Genomic DNA, 17589 nt, shown 5'->3' with positions numbered 1-17589 from the left:
GCCCGCGCGGGCGAGCAGGGCCGCGGCTTTGCGGTGGTGGCGGGCGAGGTGCGCAGCCTTGCCCAGCGCAGCGCCGAAGCCGCGCGTGAGATCAAGACGCTGATCAACACCTCGGTGGAGCAGGTCGAAAACGGGTCGCGCCTGGTGCACGATGCGGGCACCACGATGAACGACATCGTCACGTCGGTGCAGCGCGTGACGGACATCATGGCCGAGATCACCGCCTCCACCACTGAGCAAAGCACCAGCATCAACGAAGTCGGCCAGGCCGTGGCACACCTCGACCAGATGACCCAGCAGAACGCCGCCCTGGTGGAGGAAAGTGCCGCAGCGGCGCAAAGCCTCAAGGACCAGTCGGTGCGGCTGTCCGATGTGGTGGGCACGTTCCGGCTGTCCACCGATGGCGCTGCTGCCGCGCAGCGGCTGCCAGCGCCGGGGTGGTAGCCCTGGCCGGGGGCTTGCCGGCCGCCACGATAATCGGCGGCCATGCCCGCTTCCGTCTGCCCGCGTCCCGTGCCATGCCCGTTCACCTCGGTGGGGCAGCTTTCACGCCGATTCTGCGGGGCCAAAGCGTGACCCAGGCGTTCGATGCCGCCATGCACGCGTTTGCGCCCGCGTTGCCGCTGGCCGTGGGGTTGAGCGGCGGGGCCGACTCCACCGCGCTGCTTCTGGCCTGCGCGCGCCGTTGGCCGGGGCAGGTGCAGGCCATCCACGTGCACCACGGGCTGCAGGCTGCAGCCGATGGGTTTGAGCAGCACTGCGCCGCGCTGTGCAACCACCTGAACGTGCCGCTGCGGGTGGCCCGCCTGGACGCCCGCCCCGGTCCCGGCCAGAGTCCGGAGGATGCTGCGCGCCAGGCAAGATACAAGGCTTTTGAGGCCCTTGCGCTTTCCAGTAAAGAATTTTTAGCTATAAAAACAATAGCTATTGCCCACCATGCCGACGACCAGGTCGAAACCCTGCTGCTGGCCTTGTCGCGCGGCGCCGGAGTGGCCGGGCTGGCGGCCATGCCGGCGCAGTGGGAGCGGGGCGGCGTGGTGTGGCAAAGACCGCTGCTGCAGGTGCGCGGAGCTGACATCCGCGCCTGGCTGCAGCACCAAGGCCAGGCCTGGGTGGAAGACCCCACCAACGCCGATGAGCGCTACACCCGCAACCGCATCCGCGCGCAATTGCTGCCTGCCCTGGAGGCCGCGTTCCCCGCCTTTCGTGACACGTTCGCCCGTTCTGCCGCCAACGCGGCGCAGGCGGCCGAGCTGCTGGCTGAGCTGGCCCGCGAAGATGCGGCAACGGTCGGTGTGCCGCCCCGCATCAGCGCCCTGCAGCGCCTGAGCCGTGCGCGGCAGGCCAACGTACTGCGCCACTGGCTGCGAGAGTCTCACCAGACCACACCATCAGCGGCCCAACTGGCTGAACTGCTGGGCCAGGTGGGCGCCTGCACCACACGCGGCCACCGCCTCCACATCAAGGTCGGGCGCGGCCACGTGGTGCGCTCGGGCCAGACCCTGGACTGGCGCGGCCCGGAACCCCCATCGCGGTGACCGCGCAGCCGCGTCCCCGTACATCCAGGGCCGGCGGACGTCGCCCGTGGCGCCCGCCGCGTCTCCGGAACCCCCTCTGAAATGAGGCATAATAGCGGGATTGGAAACGTGACCGAGTGGCCGAAGGTGCTCCCCTGCTAAGGGAGTATGGGGTGTAGAGCCTCATCGAGGGTTCGAATCCCTCCGTTTCCGCCAAATCAACAAAGCCCCGCTCGTCGGGGCTTTTTTGTTTTGGGGCTCTGCAGCGGTGAGTCGGCGAGGCACCAAGAAGCATTGGCTTGAATGCACGACTCGCGTCGATGCTGTCACCTGCGCAGGCTGACAGCGTTCACCCGGGGCGAGATCGGTGGCTGGCTGCGCTCGCGCATCTCACCTGCGCTTGGCCGCTCCCATGTCCATGCACTTCCAGTGCCCCCACCAGGTCACTCATCGATGGAAGCACTCCAGCGGTCTCCCCAATCCTTTGGTGCACTGCGCTCGCGCGTGCGCGCGCTGATGCGGTCGATCTCTCGGCGGTTGCGTTTGGTGGGGCGGCCTTCTTGCAGTGTTGCGGCGGGCTCGGGGGCCAGGCGGCGCTGTTCGGCGGCCCTTTCGCGGGTGGCGATGCTTTCGGCGGTTTCTTCGTACAGCTGCTGGGCCACGGGGGCGGGCCCGCGAGCGCCGCTCAGGCCCTTGACGACCACGGTGCGGGCGATGGGGCCCTGGCGCAGGGCCACGGTGTCGCCGCAGCGCAGGTCTCTGGCGGCCTTCACGGCCTGGCCGTTCACGGTGACGCGGCCTTTGCCGATTTCTTCGGTCGCCAGGCTGCGGGTTTTGTAGAAGCGCGCGCACCACAGCCATTTGTCGAGGCGCATGGTCTCCAGGGGGTGTGTCATGGCCGTGATTGTGCTCCGGGCGGGTTGTCTGGCGCGCCAGATGCAGGTGGCTTCACGGGCAGGCGGACGACCGCATCCAGACCGGTCAGCCGCCCGCCTTCAATGCGGTTGTTGAGAACGATGCTGCCCCCCAGCGCCGACACGATTTCCTGGCAGATGGCCAGGCCCAGGCCGCTGCCGGTGCGCACGTCGCCTGCTGAAAAAGGCTGGAAGAGCCGGCTCGCCAGCTCGTCGTCGATGCCCGGGCCGTGGTCGCGGATGGTCAGTGCCACGTGCCGGCCATCGGTGCGCAGGTCCACCGACAGCTCGCTGCCGGCTGGCGCATGGCGGATCGCGTTGTGCAGCAGGTTGCGGCTCAGTTCGCGCAGCATCCATTCGTGGGCCTGGATGGCGCTGGCTTGCGTGTGGATGCCGAAGTCCAGGTCGCGCTGCGCCACCAGCGGCGACAGGTCCAGCGCCACGCCGCGCAACACCTCGTCAAACCGCGTGACGGGTAGCTCGCTTTGCTGCCGCAGCTGTTCCACCTTGGCCAGCGCCAGCATCTGGTTGGCCAGTTGCGTGGCCCGCACCACGGTGTCGCTGATCTCGTGCAGCGCCTGGCCGGGTTCCACGTCGCCGCGCAATGCGGACTGCACCTGGGTCTTGAGCACCGCCAGTGGCGTGCGCAGCTGGTGCGAGGCATCGCGCACGAAGCGCTTCTGGTGCCGCAGCAAATGGCGCAGCCGCTGCATGACTTCGTTGGTAGCGTCGATCAGGGGCTGCAATTCGCGCGGGGCCGAGGGGGCGGAGAGGGGGCTCAGGTCGCCCTCCCGGCGTGCCTGCAGGTCGCGGCTGAGCTGGCGCACGGGGTTGGTGGCGCGCTGCACCACCAGCACCACGGTGAACGCGATCAACGCGATCAGCAGCGCCTGGCGCAGCAGCGTGCTGCGCAGGATCTGCAGGGCCAGCGTCTCGCGCACCTCCAGGGTCTCTGCCACCTGGATCACGGCCATGGTGCGGCCATTGTGGCTGGCCACGGGCTGCAGCAGGACGGCCACGCGCACGTCGCGCTCGCGAAAGCGGTCGTCATAGAAGTCCACCAGCGCTGCATAGGGCGGGCGGTTTGGAATCTCCCCGCGCCACACGGGAAGGTCTGCAAAGCCCGACACCACGTCACCACTGAGTGTCGACACCCGGTAGAACATCTGGCTCTGGTTGTCCGCCTCGAAGGCCTCCAGGGCGGAATAGGGCACCGAGGCGCGCAGCTCGGCCGCATCGTCATAGCCGACCACGTCCAGCTGCTCTCCGATGCTCTTGGCCGAGGCCAGCAAGGTCCGGTCGTAGGCGGTGTTCAGCGAGTCCAGCGTCTGGCGGTACAGGCTGAAGGTGTTGAAACCCACGAACAGGGTGACCGGCACGAGGATGCCGAGCAGCAGCCGCCGCCGCAGCGAATGCGCCCCTGGCGTGAGAAATTTGAACAGCGTCATGCGGACATCAGGTGTCGGCGCGCAGCAGATAGCCCAGGCCGCGCAGCGTCATCAGCGTCAGGCCCGTGCCTGCCAGCTTCTTGCGAAGGCGGTACACCACAACCTCGATCGCCTCGTACTGCACATCCAGCTGGCCCGGGAAGACCAGCTCATACAGGCGCTCCTTGGCCACGGCATGGCCGGGCTGGGCGAGCAGGGCGTGCATCAGCGCCAGCTCGCGCGGTGTCAATTCCATGACGTCGCCGTTCAAATACAAGGCACCGCTGTCCTTGTCGTAGCGAATCGCGCCGATCTGCACGGTGCTGGACGACGCCAGCGCCGCGGGCGTGGCCGGGTCGGCGCTGCGCCGCACCAGCGCGCGCAGCCGGGCCTCCAGCTCGTCCAGGTCGAAGGGCTTGGGCAGATAGTCATCCGCTCCGGCGTTCAGGCCCATCACGCGGTCGCCCACCGTGCCGCGCGCGGTGAGGATCAGCACCGGCGTGCGCAGCCCGCGCGTGCGCGCCTGCTGCAGCACCTGCAGGCCGTCCAGGCCCGGCAGGGTGAGGTCCAGCACCACGGCATCGGGCTGGCGCGCGGCCCAGTGCTGCAGCGCAGCGCGCCCATCGCCCACGGCCGTCACATCCATGCCCCGGCGCGTCAGCGCACGGTGCAGCGTGGCCTGCATGGTGGGGTCGTCCTCGACAAGAAGCAATTGCATGCGCGGGAACATATCACTCCTGCACGTTGCCGCCAGCGCGCACTTGGTGCATCCATGCGGTAGCCACGCAAGCACGTACGCCCGGCATCAGGCCACGGGATGCGTGGACTAGTGTTTTCCCTGAGCTTGCGGACAGCCGTTTGACAGGCAGCGCGCGCATCATCCGTTCGTTCGCAAACCTCACAAGGAGACACCATGCGCCGCGATACCTTCCTCAAATCCATGGCCGCCCTGGCGGCAGCGGGCGTGCTGCCCGTGTCTGCGCAGAGCGCAGCCGCCATCAAGATGATGATTCCCGCCAACCCAGGCGGTGGCTGGGACTCCACCGGCCGCGCGCTGGGCAAGGCCATGCAGGACGCGGGTGCGGCGTCGTCCGTGGCTTACGACAACAAGGGCGGCGCGGCCGGAGCCATCGGCCTGGCGCAGTTCGTGAACGCCAGCAAGGGCGACCCGAATGCCATGATGGTGATGGGCGCCGTGATGCTGGGCGGCATCATCACCGGCAAGCCGCCGGTGGGCCTCGACAAGGTCACGCCGCTGGCCCGCCTGACCAGCGAGTACAACGTGTTCGTGCTGCCCGCCAGTTCGCCTTTCAAGACCATGAAGGACGTGATCGAGCAGCTCAAGAAGGACCCCGGCAGCGTGAAGTGGGGCGGCGGCTCGCGCGGCTCCACCGAGCACATCGCCGCCGCCATGATTGCGCGCGAAGTGGGTGTGGACCCGGCCAAGATCAACTACGTGGCCTTCCGTGGGGGCGGTGAGGCCACCGCGGCCATCCTGGGTGGTAATGTCAGCATCGGCGGCAGCGGCTACAGCGAGTTCGCCGAATACATCGCCGCCGGCAAGATGCGGCCTGTGGGCGTGACGGCGGCGCAGCGCCTGAAGGGCGTGAACGTGCCCACGCTCAAGGAGCAGGGCATCAACGTGGAGATCGGCAACTGGCGCGGCGTGTATGGCGCGCCCGGCATCACCCCCGAGCAGCGCAAGGCGCTGATCGACGCGCTGGCCAAGACGTTCAAGCACAAGGCTTGGCAAGAGGCCATGGAAAAGAACGGCTGGACGCCTGCCTGGATGGCGGGAGACGAGTTCGCCAATTTCGTGGACGCGGAATTCGCAAGCCTGCGCGCCACCATGGTCAAGTCCGGAATGATCTGACCGCAGGTGCGGGCGCGTCGCAGCCCTTGCGCTGCCGTCGCGCTCGCCGGCATCTGCGCGCCGGCGCAGCTGCTCTCCTTTGCGCGCAGGCGCTCCACGGCACTGCCGACGGGCGCCGAGTTTGCCGACGGCAGGCCCCTCGGCATCTCGTCGAAAGAATACAAGCATGACAGAACATTCGACATCGTCCGGCGGGCATTCGTCCCGCTCCATACCGCTGCAGACGGCGCTGGGCGCCGCGCTGGTGCTGCTGTCCATTGGCCTGGCCGTGGGCGCCAGTTCCATCAGCGCCGAGGCCGGCTACGGCGGCGTGGGCCCCAACTTCCTGCCCTGGGTGGTCAGCGGCGTGATGCTGCTGTGCGGCATCCTGTGCGTGGTGCAGGCGCGCACGGGCGGGTTCCGCGAGCTGGAGGATGGCTCCGGCGATGAGCGCGCGCACTGGAAGGGCTTTGCCTGGGTATCGGCCGGTTTGCTCTCGAACGCGCTGCTCATCACCACGCTCGGCTTCATCCTGAGCTGCGCGCTCTGCTTTGTGCTGGCAGTGCGGGGTTTCAAGAGTTCGGAAGACCGGCTGGACCTGCGCCCGCAGGCCTGGATCAAGGACCTGCTGATCGGCGTGGCAGTGGCCGCGCCGGTGTACTGGATGTTTACGCAATTGCTGGCCATCAACCTGCCCGGCCTGACCAACACAGGGTGGCTGTAAAGCCTGCTGCACACCATGGATACCTGGAATCTCCTGCTACAGGGCTTTCTCACGGCGGCAACGCCGGTCAATTTGCTGTGGGCCTTTGTGGGCTGCGTCATCGGCACCGCCGTGGGCGTGCTGCCTGGCATTGGCCCGGCGGTGGCTGTCGCCATGCTGCTGCCGATCACCGTCAAGGTCGAAGCGACAGCGTCGATGATCTTCTTTGCCGGCATCTACTACGGCGCCATGTATGGCGGCTCCACCACGTCCATCCTGCTCAACACACCCGGCGAGGCCGGGTCGATGGTGACGGCGATGGAAGGCAACAAGATGGCCAAGAACGGACGTGCCGGGGCGGCGTTGGCGACCGCTGCCATCGGGTCTTTCGTGGCGGGCACCATTGCCACGGTACTGGTCACCTTCTTCGCGCCCATCGTGGCGGAATACGCCGTCCGCCTGGGGCCACCCGAATATTTCATGCTGATGGTGCTGGCGTTCACCACCGTGAGCGCCGTGCTCGGCAAGAGCACGCTGCGCGGCATGGTGGCGCTGTTCGTGGGGCTGGCCATGGGGCTCATCGGCATCGACCAGATCACGGGCCAGGCACGCTACACCGGCGGCGTGCCCGAGCTGATGGATGGCATCGAGGTGGTGCTGATCGCCGTGGGCCTGTTTGCCGTGGGCGAGGCGCTGTACAACGTGATGTACGAAGGCCGCACGGTGGAGACGCAGAACAAGCTCACCAGCGTGCACATGACCAAGCAGGAGTGGAAGCGCTCCTGGCCTGCCTGGCTGCGCGCCACCGCCATCGGCTTCCCGTTCGGCACCGTGCCTGCGGGCGGCAGCGAGATCCCGACGTTCCTGAGCTACGCGGCGGAGAAGAAGCTGGCCAAGAACAAGGAGGAATTCGGTACCACTGGCGCCATTCAGGGAGTGGCCGGCCCCGAGGCGGCCAACAACGCCGCCATCACGGCCACGCTGATTCCGCTGCTCACGCTGGGCATTCCCACATCCAATACCACGGCCATCCTGCTGGGGGCTTTCCAGAACTATGGCATCCAGCCCGGGCCACAGCTGTTCGACAAAAACGCGGCCCTGGTGTGGGCGCTGATCGCGTCCATGTACATCGGCAACGTGATGCTGCTGATCCTGAACCTGCCGCTGATCGGCCTGTGGGTCAAGCTGCTCAAGATTCCCAAGTCGTACCTGTATGCGGGCATCCTCGTGTTTGCCACGCTGGGTGTGTACGGCATGCGCCAAAGCGCGTTCGACCTGGTGCTGCTGTATGCCATCGGCCTGCTGGGTGTGGTGATGCGGCGCTTTGACTTTCCGGCGGCGCCGGTGGTGGTGGGCATGATCCTGGGCCCGCTGGCCGAGGCGCAGATGCGCAACGCCGTGGCCATCGGCGAGGGCAAGTGGACCATCTTCCTCGAACGCCCCGGCTCGCTCACGCTGATCATCATCGTGCTGGCCGTGCTGATCGTGCCGCGCCTGCCGCGCCGCTGGGCGGCCCGGCGCATGGCGGCGGGGTAGGGCCAAAAGACTGGCAGGCAGGCGAGGGGGCTGCCGCGTTGCAAAAACCGAGAAGGCCGCGAATGCGGCCTTTTCTGCGTCCAAAAAAAGGGGGCCGGGCACTGCCCACCCCCTTCCTGCAAGCCTCACACCAGAGCCACATGGCTGCTGGTGCCCTCCCCACCACGGTGGCTTGACAACGGACTTGTCCCGCGGTGCGACACGCTCGAATGAGCGTTTGCGCATCCGGCAAGTCCTGGCAGCAGGGCGGTAGAACTTTGCGCGGATGGGGCCGAACCGGGGAACCTCAGGGCGCGAATCGTACCATAAAATGCGAATCGTTCTTATTTGCATGGATGGCGCATGTCTTCACTTTTGCAGGAGTTCATGGTGCTGAGCCGTCAGCTGGGCGAGGCCCAGCAGCGCTGCAGCGATGCCATGGCGGCCCAGGCTGCCGAGATCGACACCTTGCGCAGCGAGCTGGTGCGCCTGCGCGGCGCGCTGGTGGTGCGCGGCACGGAACTGGCCATGGCACGCGAGGCGCTCGCACAGGCCCAGGCGGCCAGCCCCGGTCTGCCACGCCGCAAGGCGATGGCGGGGCATATCCGCACCCTGGCTGAGCGCATCACCACGCTGTCGCGCGAGTGCCTGCGCTGGCGTCTCGCGGCGCAGCAGATGCCGTCGCACGTCGGGGAAAGCGCGCAGGCGCGGGCACAACCGCAGCAGCCGCAACAGCCTTCTCAGCCCGCCCTGTCACGGCCGTCCGCACTGGCCGATGCCCCTGCGTCCGCCGCGCCTGCCATGCCCGCCATGCCTGTCGCGTGGGCCGCGCCGCTCGAATTCCATGCCCTGGCTCACAGCGCCCATGACCTGGACGCCAGCCTGGCCGCCGCAGACCTCGTGATCTGCCAGACCGGCTGCATCAGCCACGACGACTACTGGCGTGTGCAGGACCACTGCCGCCGCACCGGCAAGACCTGCATCCTGGTCGATCAGCCGTTGGCGGCCCTGCGTCCCATGCCGGTGCTGCGCATGCCCGGCCCGCAGCACGGCGGCCCGGCGGACGAGGTGCCCGAGGTGTCTGAGGTGCCCGAAGGTGTGATGATTTTGAGTAAAAACAGGCCTTAGCGCTTGCTGTATAAGGATTTGCAGCTATAAATAGTGTAGCTGTCGAGGTTGCGCGGCATACGCGCAATCGCCCGCAACCGCCCGCATTCGGGCGCTGCGCGGCGCGCGCTACCATCCGCGCATGCCCTTGACCACCGATGACGCCCCCGCTCTGCCGCTCGATGCCCAGGGCATTCTGGAACTGGCGGCGCGCTCCATGTTCCAGCTGTTCTCCAGCGTCAGCCAGGGCATGTTTCTGGTGGACCGCAGCGGGCGCATCGTGTGGGTCAACGAGGGCTACCAGCGCTTTCTGCCCGACCTGGGCTTTTCGTCGGTCGACCAGTTCGTGGGGCGCATGGTGGAAGAGGTCATTCCCAACACGCAGATGCGCCGCGTGCTGGACACCGGCCAGCCCGTGCTGATCGACCTGCTCACCAACAAGGCCGGCACCTTCGTCGTCAGCCGCATCCCGCTGCGCGACGATGCAGGCGGTGTGATCGGTGCCATCGGCATCGTGCTGTTCGACCACCCCGAGACCACGCTGCAGCCGCTGATCAGCAAGTTTGCGCTGCTGCAGCGCGACCTGGACGACGCGCGGCGCGAGTTGGCCCGCCAGCGCAACCGCTCGCTGGCGGCCGCCGGTGGCGACGGCGAGCGGCGCGCCAAATACACCTTTGCCAGCTTTGTCGGGTCCAGCACCGCAGCGGCCGAGGTCAAGCGCCAGGCCCGCCGCGCGGCGCAGTCGCAAAGCCCCGTGCTGCTGCTGGGCGAAACCGGCACCGGCAAGGAGCTGCTGGCCCACGCGATCCATGCGGCCTCCAGCCGCGCCAGCGGCCCCTTCGTCAGCGTCAACATCGCCGCCGTGCCCGACACCCTGCTCGAAGCCGAGTTCTTCGGCGTCGCCCCGGGCGCCTACACGGGCGCCGACCGGCGCGGGCGCGATGGCAAGTTCAAGCTGGCCGATGGCGGCACGCTGTTCCTCGACGAAATCGGCGACATGCCGCAGAGCCTGCAAGCCAAGCTGCTGCGCGCACTGCAGGAGGGCGAGATCGAGCCCCTGGGCAGCAACAAGCTGGTGCCGTTTGACGTGCGCATCCTGGCCGCCACCTCGCGCGACCTGGCGGCGCTGGTGCGCGAGGGCAAGTTCCGCGAAGACCTGTTCTACCGCCTGCACGTGCTGCCCGTGCGCGTGCCCCCGCTGCGCGCACGCCGCAGCGACATCCCCGCGCTGGTGGAGTCGCTGGGCGAAGACCTGGCGCTGCGCAACAGCACCGCCCCGCCCGAGCTGCTGCCCGACGCCATGGCCCTGCTGGCCGGCCAGCCCTGGCGCGGCAATATCCGCGAGCTGCGCAATGTGCTAGAGCAGGCCGTGATGCGCAGCGACTCCCAGTCCATCGACGCGGCTCAGCTCGAGCGCATCCTGCGCGAGGCGGGGGTGGAGCCCGCCGCCCCTGCGGCCGTGCAGGAGCCCATGCACGCAGACGGCGACGACCCTGAAAAGCAGGACGACAGCCGCTACCTGCGCCCGCTGGCCGAGCAGGTGGCCGAGCTGGAGCGCCGGGCCATCGCCGCCACCCTGAAGGCCCATGGCGGCAACAAGCTGGCCACCGCGCGGCAGCTGGGCATTTCGCGCGCCACGCTCTACGGACGTCTGGAAAACCCTGAGCAAAATTCAGGCATATGACCAATTTTCAGACATTTTGATTGTCTGAAAATTGGGCATTGCGTCCGAGGTGTGAGCAAAAGTTTCTTGAAAATCAAGCACTTGGCGGCTGGCACGGACTGTGCAATCGACCTTGCATCACAACAGGAGACATCGCCATGCATCGTCGCAATCTGGTTGCCCTCGCCGCACTCGCCGTCACGGCCGTTCAATTCAGCGCCCCGGCGCTGGCTGCGGGTGAAATCCGCATCGCCCACGTCTACAGCAAGACCGGCCCGCTCGAAGCCTACGGCAAGCAGACCCAGACCGGCCTGATGATGGGCCTGGACTACGCCACCGGCGGCACGATGATGGTGGGCGGCAAGAAGATTGTCGTGATCGAGAAGGACGACCAGGGCAAGCCCGACCTGGGCAAGAGCCTGCTGGCCTCGGCCTATTCCGACGACAAGGCCGACATCGCCGTCGGCCCCACCTCCAGCGGCGTGGCGCTGGCCCTGCTGCCCGTGGCCGAGGAATACAAGAAGATCCTGCTGGTGGAGCCCGCCGTGGCCGACGCCATCACGGGCGACAAGTGGAACAAGTACATTTTCCGCACCGGCCGCAACAGCAGCCAGGACGCGATCAGCAACGCTGTGGCCATCGACAAGGCGGGCGTCACGGTGGCCACGCTGGCCCAGGACTACGCCTTCGGCCGCGATGGCGTGAAGGCCTTCAAGGACGCGCTGAAGAACGCCAAGCTGGTGCACGAGGAATACCTGCCCACCACCACCACCGACTTCACCGCCGGTGCCCAGCGCCTGATCGACAAGCTCAAGGACGTGCCCGGCCGCAAGGTCATCTTCATCATCTGGGCTGGCGCGGGCAACCCGTTCAAGATCGCTGACCTGGACCTCAAGCGCTACGGCATCGAGATCGCCACCGGCGGCAACATCCTGCCGGCCATGGCTGCCTACAAGAACTTCCCCGGCATGGAAGGCGCGACCTACTACTACTTCGGCATTCCCAAGAACCCGGTGAACGAAGCCCTGGTGGCCGCGCACTACAAGGAATACAAGACCCCGCCAGACTTCTTCACGGCCGGCGGCTTCAGCTCGGCCATGGCGCTGGTCACGGCGCTGAAGGCGACGAACGGCGACACCAACACCAACAAGCTCATCAAGACCATGGAGGGCATGAGCTTTGACACCCCCAAGGGCAAGATGACCTTCCGCAAGGAAGACCACCAGGCCATGCAGAGCATGTACCACTTCAAGATCAAGGTGGACCCGGCCTTTGCCTGGGGCGTGCCCGAGCTGGTGCGCGAGATCAAGCCTGAAGAAATGAACGTGCCGATTCGCAACCAGCGATAAGCCGTTTGCCGTGTACCTGCCAGGCCCCAGCGGCCTGAGCAGCCACCCGACGCAGACACGACGACGACACCCGGCACCGGTTTGCGTGGCCCGGCCCCTGCACCCAGCGGGGGCCCGGGGTTCATCCCGCGGGGGCGGCCGCCCCTTTTTTTCCAAGCGATATCTGACGACGAAGGAACCCCCGGGCACACGGGGGCATGGCGAGTGCTTTTCCAAATAATCACGGAGACAAGACACATGACGTTCCCTCGGCTTTCACGGGTATTCATCGCGGCCGCTGCCACGGCCCTGGCATCGGGCATTGCCCTGGCGGCGCCCGCGCTGCCCCAGTACAACATCGACACCAGCAAGATCAGCGTCTCGGGGCTGTCTTCGGGCGGCTTCATGGCCAACCAGCTGGGCGTGGCGTTCTCGTCCACCTTCATGGGCGTGGGCATCTTCGCGGCGGGGCCTTACATGTGCGCGGGCCACAACAACTACACGGCGTGCATGTACAACGCCAGCATCAGCGCCAGCCAGCAGACCACGATGCAGAACAGCATCAACAGCTTCAGCAGCGCAGGCACCATCGACAACAAGTCCAACCTGGCCAACCAGAAGATCTACATCTTCACAGGCACCAGCGACACCACGGTCGGCCCCAACCAGACCACCGCGCTGCAGACGCAGTACCTGAACAACGGCGTGCCTGCGGGCAACATCTCCTACGTGCAGCGCGCCAGCACGGCGCATGTCTTTCCTACCGATTTCGACAGCACCGGCAACAACGCCTGCACCAGTGCGGCATCGCCCTACATCAGCAACTGCGGCTACGACGGCGCCAAGGCCGCGCTCACGCACTTCTACGGCACGCTGAACGCGCGCAACAACGCCCCGGCCGCCGGCAACTACATCGAGTTCGACCAGAGCGCCTACACCGCCAGCAACCCCGGCATGGCCACCAACGCCTGGCTGTATGTGCCCGCCAGCTGCGCCAGCGGCACCCAGTGCAAGCTGCACGTGGCCCTGCACGGCTGCCAGCAAAGCACCGACAAGATCGGCGACAAGTTCGTGAAGAACACCGGCTACAGCCGCTGGGCCGACACGAACAACATCATCGTGCTGTTCCCGCAGACCAAGATCGACAACACCAGCCGCAGCACCACGGCCAGCGGCTCGCTGCCCAACCCCAACGCCTGCTGGGACTGGGTGGGCTGGTACGGCAGCAATTTCGCCCGCAAGGCTGGCACGCAGATGGTCGCCATCAAGTCCATGGTGGACCGGATCGCTTCGGGCGCAGGATCTGGCGGCGGCGGTGGCGGCAACCCGCCCGCTGCGCTGCCTGCCCCCACGGGCGTGAACACCTCGGGCGCCACGGCCAGCAGCATGACCATTGGCTGGTCGGCTGTGGCGGGTGCTGCCAGCTACAACGTCTATCGCAACGGCAACAAGACCAATGCGCTGCCGGTCAACGGCACCAGCTACACCGATGGCTCGCTGGCTGCATCGACGACCTACAGCTGGACGGTGCGCGCGGCCGACAGCAATGGCGCGGAGGGGGCGGCCTCGGCGTCGGTGTCGGGCACCACGCTGGCCGCCGAGCCCAGCACCTGCACCACCGCGTCGAACTACGCCCACACCATGGCCGGCCGCGCCTATGCCGCCTATGGCTACGCCTATGCGCTGGGGTCCAACCAGTACATGGGGCTCTGGAACATCTATGTGAACACCACACTGAAGCGGACCGGCCCCAACTACTACGTCATCGGAACCTGCCCCTGACCTGCGCGTGGCGCACCGCAGTCCTGCGGTGCGCCACCGCTGTCTCACCCATGACCCGACCATGAAAGTGACCCACCACCCATGAGCACCTTGGCCACCAAGGACTTGACCATCCGCTTTGGCGGCCATGTGGCAGTCAATGCCGTGACCTGCTCTTTCGAGCCCGGCACGCTGACCGCTATCGTGGGCCCCAACGGCGCGGGCAAGACCACCTACTTCAACCTGATCTCGGGCCAGCTCAAGGCCAGCGCGGGCAGCGTCACGCTGGGCGGGCGCGATCTGACGGGCCTGTCGGTGTCGGCCCGCACGCACGCCGGCCTGGGGCGGGCGTTCCAGCTCACCAACCTGTTTCCCAACCTCAGCGTGCTGGAAAACGTGCGCCTGGCGGTGCAGGCCACGCACGAGGGCAAGCACCGCCGCGGGCTCAATCTGTGGAGCGTGTGGAGCGACCACGGCGCGCTCACGCAGCGCGCCCGCGTGATCCTGCAGGCCGTGGCCATGACCGACCGGGCCGACGCGCCCGTGGCCAGCCTGCCGCATGGCGACCAGCGCAAGCTCGAAGTGGCGCTCTTGATGGCGCTGGAGCCGCAGGTCTACATGTTCGACGAGCCCACGGCCGGCATGAGCCATGACGAGGCGCCCGTCATTCTGAACCTGATCCGCGAGCTGAAGAAGGACAAGAGCAAGATCATCCTGCTGGTGGAACACAAGATGGACGTGGTGCGCGAGCTGGCCGACCGCATCATCGTGCTGACCAACGGCACGCTGGTGGCCGACGGACCACCGGCCGAGGTGATCGCATCGCCCGTGGTGCAGGAGGCCTACCTGGGCGTCTCCAGCGACGCCGCGAAGGAGGCCGCATGAGCACCACCGCCGCAGAGAACCTGCTCGAACTCCAGGGCGTGCACACGCACATCGGCGCGTACCACATCCTGCATGGCGTTGACTTGGCGGTGCCCCGGGGCCAGCTCACCATGCTGCTGGGCCGCAACGGCGCGGGCAAGACGACCACGCTGCGCACCATCATGGGCCTGTGGCACGCGTCGCAGGGCACCATCCACTTCGGTGGCAAGGACATCACCGCGATGAACACGCCCGCCATCGCGGGCCTGAACATCGCCTACGTGCCCGAGAACATGGGCATCTTTGCCGACCTGACGGTGAAAGAAAACATGCTGCTGGCCGCGCGCCGGGCCCGCAACGCGGCGCAGATGGACGACGCGCGCCTGCAATGGATCTTCAAGCTGTTCCCCGCCGTGGAGAAGTTCTGGAACCACCCGGCGGGCAAGCTCAGCGGCGGGCAAAAGCAGATGCTGGCCGTGAGCCGCGCCATCGTCGAGCCGCGCGACCTGCTCATCGTGGACGAGCCCAGCAAGGGCCTGGCCCCCGCCATCATCAACAACATGATCGATGCGTTCGACCAGCTCAAGAAGAGCGGTGTGACCATCCTGCTCGTCGAGCAGAACATCAACTTCGCCAAGCGCCTGGGCGACACCGTGGCCGTGATGGACAACGGCCGGGTGGTGCATGCGGGCAGCATGGCCGCACTGGCCGCAGACGAGGCATTGCAGCAGTCGCTGCTGGGGTTGGCGCTATGAGCGGTGCAGAATTTTTCAAGTGTTTTAACGCTCCAGCGCTTACTGGTAAAGCGCTGACAGCTATCAAATTTGTAGTGCAAGGGGCTGCAGCATGACCGCCATGCGTGATTTCGACTGGAAGCCTGTGGCCCTGGTGCCGGCACTTGCACTGCTGGTGCTGCCCTTCATCGGCTCGCCCAGCACTTGGCTCACGCTGACGGTGGCGGGCCTGGCCATGGGCATGATCATCTTCATCATCGCCTCGGGCCTCACGCTGGTGTTCGGCCTGATGGACGTGCTGAACTTCGGCCATGGCGTGTTCATTGCGCTGGGCGCCTTCGTGGCCACCAGCGTGCTGGGCGCCATGGGCGACTACACCGAAAGCGCCGAGCTGTGGCGCAACCTGCTGGCCGTGCTGCCTGCCATGGTGGTGGCCATGGCCGTGGCGGGGGCGGTGGGCCTGGCGTTCGAGCGCTTCATCGTGCGGCCGGTGTACGGCCAGCACCTGAAGCAGATCCTGATCACCATGGGCGGCATGATCATTGGTGAAGAACTCATCAAGGTCATCTGGGGCCCGGCGCAAATTCCGCTGCCGCTGCCCGAGGGCATGCGCGGCTCGCTGCTGGTGGGCGATGCCGCCATTGAGAAATACCGCCTGGTGGCGGTGGCCGTGGGCCTCTTGGTGTTTGGCGTGCTGGCCTGGACGTTGTCGCGCACCAAGGTGGGCCTGCTGATCCGTGCCGGCGTGCAGGACCGCGAGATGGTCGAGAGCCTGGGCTACCGCATCCGCCGCCTGTTCGTGGGCGTGTTCGTGGTGGGCTCGGCACTGGCGGGCCTGGGCGGCGTGATGTGGGGCCTGTACCAGCAGAACGTGATCCCGCAGATGGGTGCACAGGTCAACGTGCTGATCTTCATCGTCATCATCATCGGCGGCCTGGGCAGCACGGGCGGTGCGCTCATCGGTGCGCTGCTGGTGGGGCTGATGGCCAACTACACCGGCTTCCTTGCGCCCAAGGTGGCGCTGTTCTCCAACATCGCCCTCATGGTCGCGATCCTGCTGTGGCGCCCGCAAGGTGTCTACCCGGTCGCCAACCGCTGATGAGGAGCTCTACAACATGCTGAACCGACTTCTCTCCGGCGACTACCCGCGCAGCAAGGTGCTGGCGGTCATCCTCGTGGCCATCCTGCTGGGCCTGGCGTTCGCGCCGTTCCTTTTCCCGGGTGTCAAGGCGCTGTCCGTGGCGGCCAAGGTGCTCATCTTTGTGGTGCTGGTCGCCAGCTTCGACCTGCTCTTGGGCTACACCGGCATCGTGAGCTTTGCGCACACCATGTTCTTTGGCATCGGCGCCTACGGCATTGCGGTGGCGACCACGCGCATGGGGCCCACCTGGTCGGCGCTGGGCGTGGGCATCGGCGGCGCGCTGCTGCTGTCGCTGGTGCTGTCGCTGGCGGTGGGGCTGTTCTCGCTGCGGGTGCGCGCCATCTTCTTCGCCATGATCACGCTGGCCGTGGCGGCGGCGTTCCAGACGCTGGCCTCGCAGCTGTCGGACATCACGGGCGGTGAAGACGGGCTCACCTTCAAGGTGCCCTATGTGCTCTCGCCCAGCTTCGAGCCGTTTGACGAGCCCTTTTTGGGCGTCACGCTCGACGGGCGCTTGCTGTGCTACTACCTGCTGTTTGTCACGGCCGTGGTGCTGGTGCTGGCGCTGCTGCGCATCGTGAATTCGCCCTTTGGCCGCGTGCTGCAGGCCATCCGCGAGAACGAGTTCCGTGCCGAGGCCATCGGCTACCGCGTGGTGGTGTACCGCACCACGTCCAGCGTGCTGTCGGCGCTGTTCGCCACCATGGCGGGCGCCATGCTGGCGCTCTGGCTGCGCTACAACGGGCCAGACACCTCGCTCAGCTTCGAAATCATGATGGACTGCCTGCTCATCGTGGTGATCGGCGGCATGGGCACCATCTACGGCTCGGCCATCGGTGCTGTGCTGTTCCTGGTGGCGCAAAGCTATCTGCAGGATCTGCTGCGGCTGGGCAGCGACGCGGCGGCCTCGGGCCTGCCCTGGCTGTCGGCCCTGCTGTCGCCCGACCGCTGGCTGCTGTGGCTGGGCGTGCTGTTTGTTCTGTCGGTGTATTACTTCCCCACGGGTGTGGTGGGGCGCCTGCGCGCGGCAGCGGCGCGCAAGGCGGGGTGAAGGCCCCGGCCG

General features: G+C 66.9%; 16 protein-coding genes and 1 tRNA gene. 14 read left to right on the top strand and 3 right to left on the bottom strand.

Going from position 1 to position 17589, the window contains the following annotated elements; genetic code table 11:
* The 3 genes from ACOQFS_RS21030 to ACOQFS_RS21020 form a co-directional block, all read left to right on the top strand.
* On the top strand, window positions 1–444 hold a 444-nt coding region (locus tag ACOQFS_RS21030), incomplete at its 5' end, for a methyl-accepting chemotaxis protein (RefSeq protein WP_421564754.1).
* Window positions 445–572: 128 nt separating this feature from the next.
* Window positions 573–1538, top strand: coding sequence for a tRNA lysidine(34) synthetase TilS (gene tilS, locus ACOQFS_RS21025; protein WP_421564756.1), 966 nt, complete (start codon window positions 573–575; stop codon window positions 1536–1538).
* Between the two features lie 102 nt (window positions 1539–1640).
* A tRNA-Ser gene (locus ACOQFS_RS21020) sits at window positions 1641–1733 on the top strand.
* Window positions 1734–1960: 227 nt separating this feature from the next.
* Here the strand turns inward: ACOQFS_RS21020 and ACOQFS_RS21015 are convergent.
* The 3 genes from ACOQFS_RS21015 to ACOQFS_RS21005 are packed head-to-tail and all read right to left on the bottom strand — an operon-like array spanning window position 1961 to window position 4588.
* Window positions 1961–2413 (bottom strand): RNA-binding S4 domain-containing protein, encoded by a 453-nt coding sequence (locus tag ACOQFS_RS21015; protein WP_421564753.1) that lies wholly within the window; start codon window positions 2411–2413, stop codon window positions 1961–1963.
* Window positions 2410–3879: a sensor histidine kinase gene (locus ACOQFS_RS21010; protein WP_421564752.1), complete on the bottom strand. Its 1470-nt coding sequence runs from the start codon at window positions 3877–3879 to the stop codon at window positions 2410–2412. The genes ACOQFS_RS21015 and ACOQFS_RS21010 overlap by 4 nt, the downstream gene beginning before the upstream one ends.
* Window positions 3880–3886: 7 nt before the next feature.
* Window positions 3887–4588 carry a response regulator gene (locus tag ACOQFS_RS21005; protein ID WP_421564751.1) on the bottom strand — a complete coding sequence of 234 codons (702 nt, stop codon included), beginning with the start codon at window positions 4586–4588 and terminating at the stop codon, window positions 3887–3889.
* Between the two features lie 183 nt (window positions 4589–4771).
* Here ACOQFS_RS21005 and ACOQFS_RS21000 point away from each other — a divergent pair, with 183 nt between their 5' ends.
* The 11 genes from ACOQFS_RS21000 to ACOQFS_RS20950 all read left to right on the top strand — a co-directional run bounded on the left by ACOQFS_RS21000 (window position 4772) and on the right by ACOQFS_RS20950 (window position 17577).
* Entirely contained in the window at window positions 4772–5731 is a 960-nt protein-coding gene (locus ACOQFS_RS21000) for a Bug family tripartite tricarboxylate transporter substrate binding protein (RefSeq protein WP_421564750.1), read from the top strand.
* A 166-nt stretch (window positions 5732–5897) separates the two neighbouring features.
* On the top strand, window positions 5898–6434 hold the full coding sequence (locus tag ACOQFS_RS20995; protein WP_421564749.1) for a tripartite tricarboxylate transporter TctB family protein: 537 nt from the start codon (window positions 5898–5900) through the stop codon (window positions 6432–6434).
* Window positions 6435–6449: 15 nt separating this feature from the next.
* On the top strand, window positions 6450–7949 hold the full coding sequence (locus ACOQFS_RS20990; protein WP_421564748.1) for a tripartite tricarboxylate transporter permease: 1500 nt from the start codon (window positions 6450–6452) through the stop codon (window positions 7947–7949).
* 342 nt (window positions 7950–8291) lie between these two features.
* Window positions 8292–9056 (top strand): DUF2325 domain-containing protein, encoded by a 765-nt coding sequence (locus tag ACOQFS_RS20985; protein WP_421564747.1) that lies wholly within the window; start codon window positions 8292–8294, stop codon window positions 9054–9056.
* Between the two features lie 121 nt (window positions 9057–9177).
* Window positions 9178–10719, top strand: coding sequence for a sigma-54 interaction domain-containing protein (locus ACOQFS_RS20980; protein ID WP_421564746.1), 1542 nt, complete (start codon window positions 9178–9180; stop codon window positions 10717–10719).
* A 137-nt stretch (window positions 10720–10856) separates the two neighbouring features.
* Complete coding sequence (locus ACOQFS_RS20975; RefSeq protein ID WP_421564745.1) at window positions 10857–12047, top strand: substrate-binding domain-containing protein; 1191 nt, start codon at window positions 10857–10859, stop codon at window positions 12045–12047.
* Window positions 12048–12284: 237 nt separating this feature from the next.
* Window positions 12285–13808: a prolyl oligopeptidase family serine peptidase gene (locus ACOQFS_RS20970; RefSeq protein ID WP_421564744.1), complete on the top strand. Its 1524-nt coding sequence runs from the start codon at window positions 12285–12287 to the stop codon at window positions 13806–13808.
* An 81-nt stretch (window positions 13809–13889) separates the two neighbouring features.
* Entirely contained in the window at window positions 13890–14672 is a 783-nt protein-coding gene (locus ACOQFS_RS20965) for an ABC transporter ATP-binding protein (RefSeq protein WP_421564743.1), read from the top strand.
* The gene (locus tag ACOQFS_RS20960; protein ID WP_421564742.1) at window positions 14669–15406 is read left to right on the top strand and encodes an ABC transporter ATP-binding protein; all 738 of its coding nucleotides are present in this window, start codon (window positions 14669–14671) and stop codon (window positions 15404–15406) included. The genes ACOQFS_RS20965 and ACOQFS_RS20960 overlap by 4 nt, the downstream gene beginning before the upstream one ends.
* Before the next feature lie 91 nt (window positions 15407–15497).
* A complete protein-coding gene (locus tag ACOQFS_RS20955) occupies window positions 15498–16484 on the top strand; it encodes a branched-chain amino acid ABC transporter permease (protein ID WP_421564741.1) in 987 nt (328 codons plus the stop codon).
* Window positions 16485–16500: 16 nt separating this feature from the next.
* Window positions 16501–17577, top strand: coding sequence for a branched-chain amino acid ABC transporter permease (locus tag ACOQFS_RS20950; protein WP_421564740.1), 1077 nt, complete (start codon window positions 16501–16503; stop codon window positions 17575–17577).
* Window positions 17578–17589 lie beyond the last annotated feature (12 nt).

The sequence above is a fragment of the Paracidovorax sp. MALMAid1276 genome (assembly GCF_049198005.1).
In the GTDB taxonomy this organism is placed as follows: domain Bacteria; phylum Pseudomonadota; class Gammaproteobacteria; order Burkholderiales; family Burkholderiaceae_C; genus Acidovorax.
Note: the sequence above shows the minus strand (reverse complement) of the source record. Positions and strands in the feature narration are given on the sequence as shown.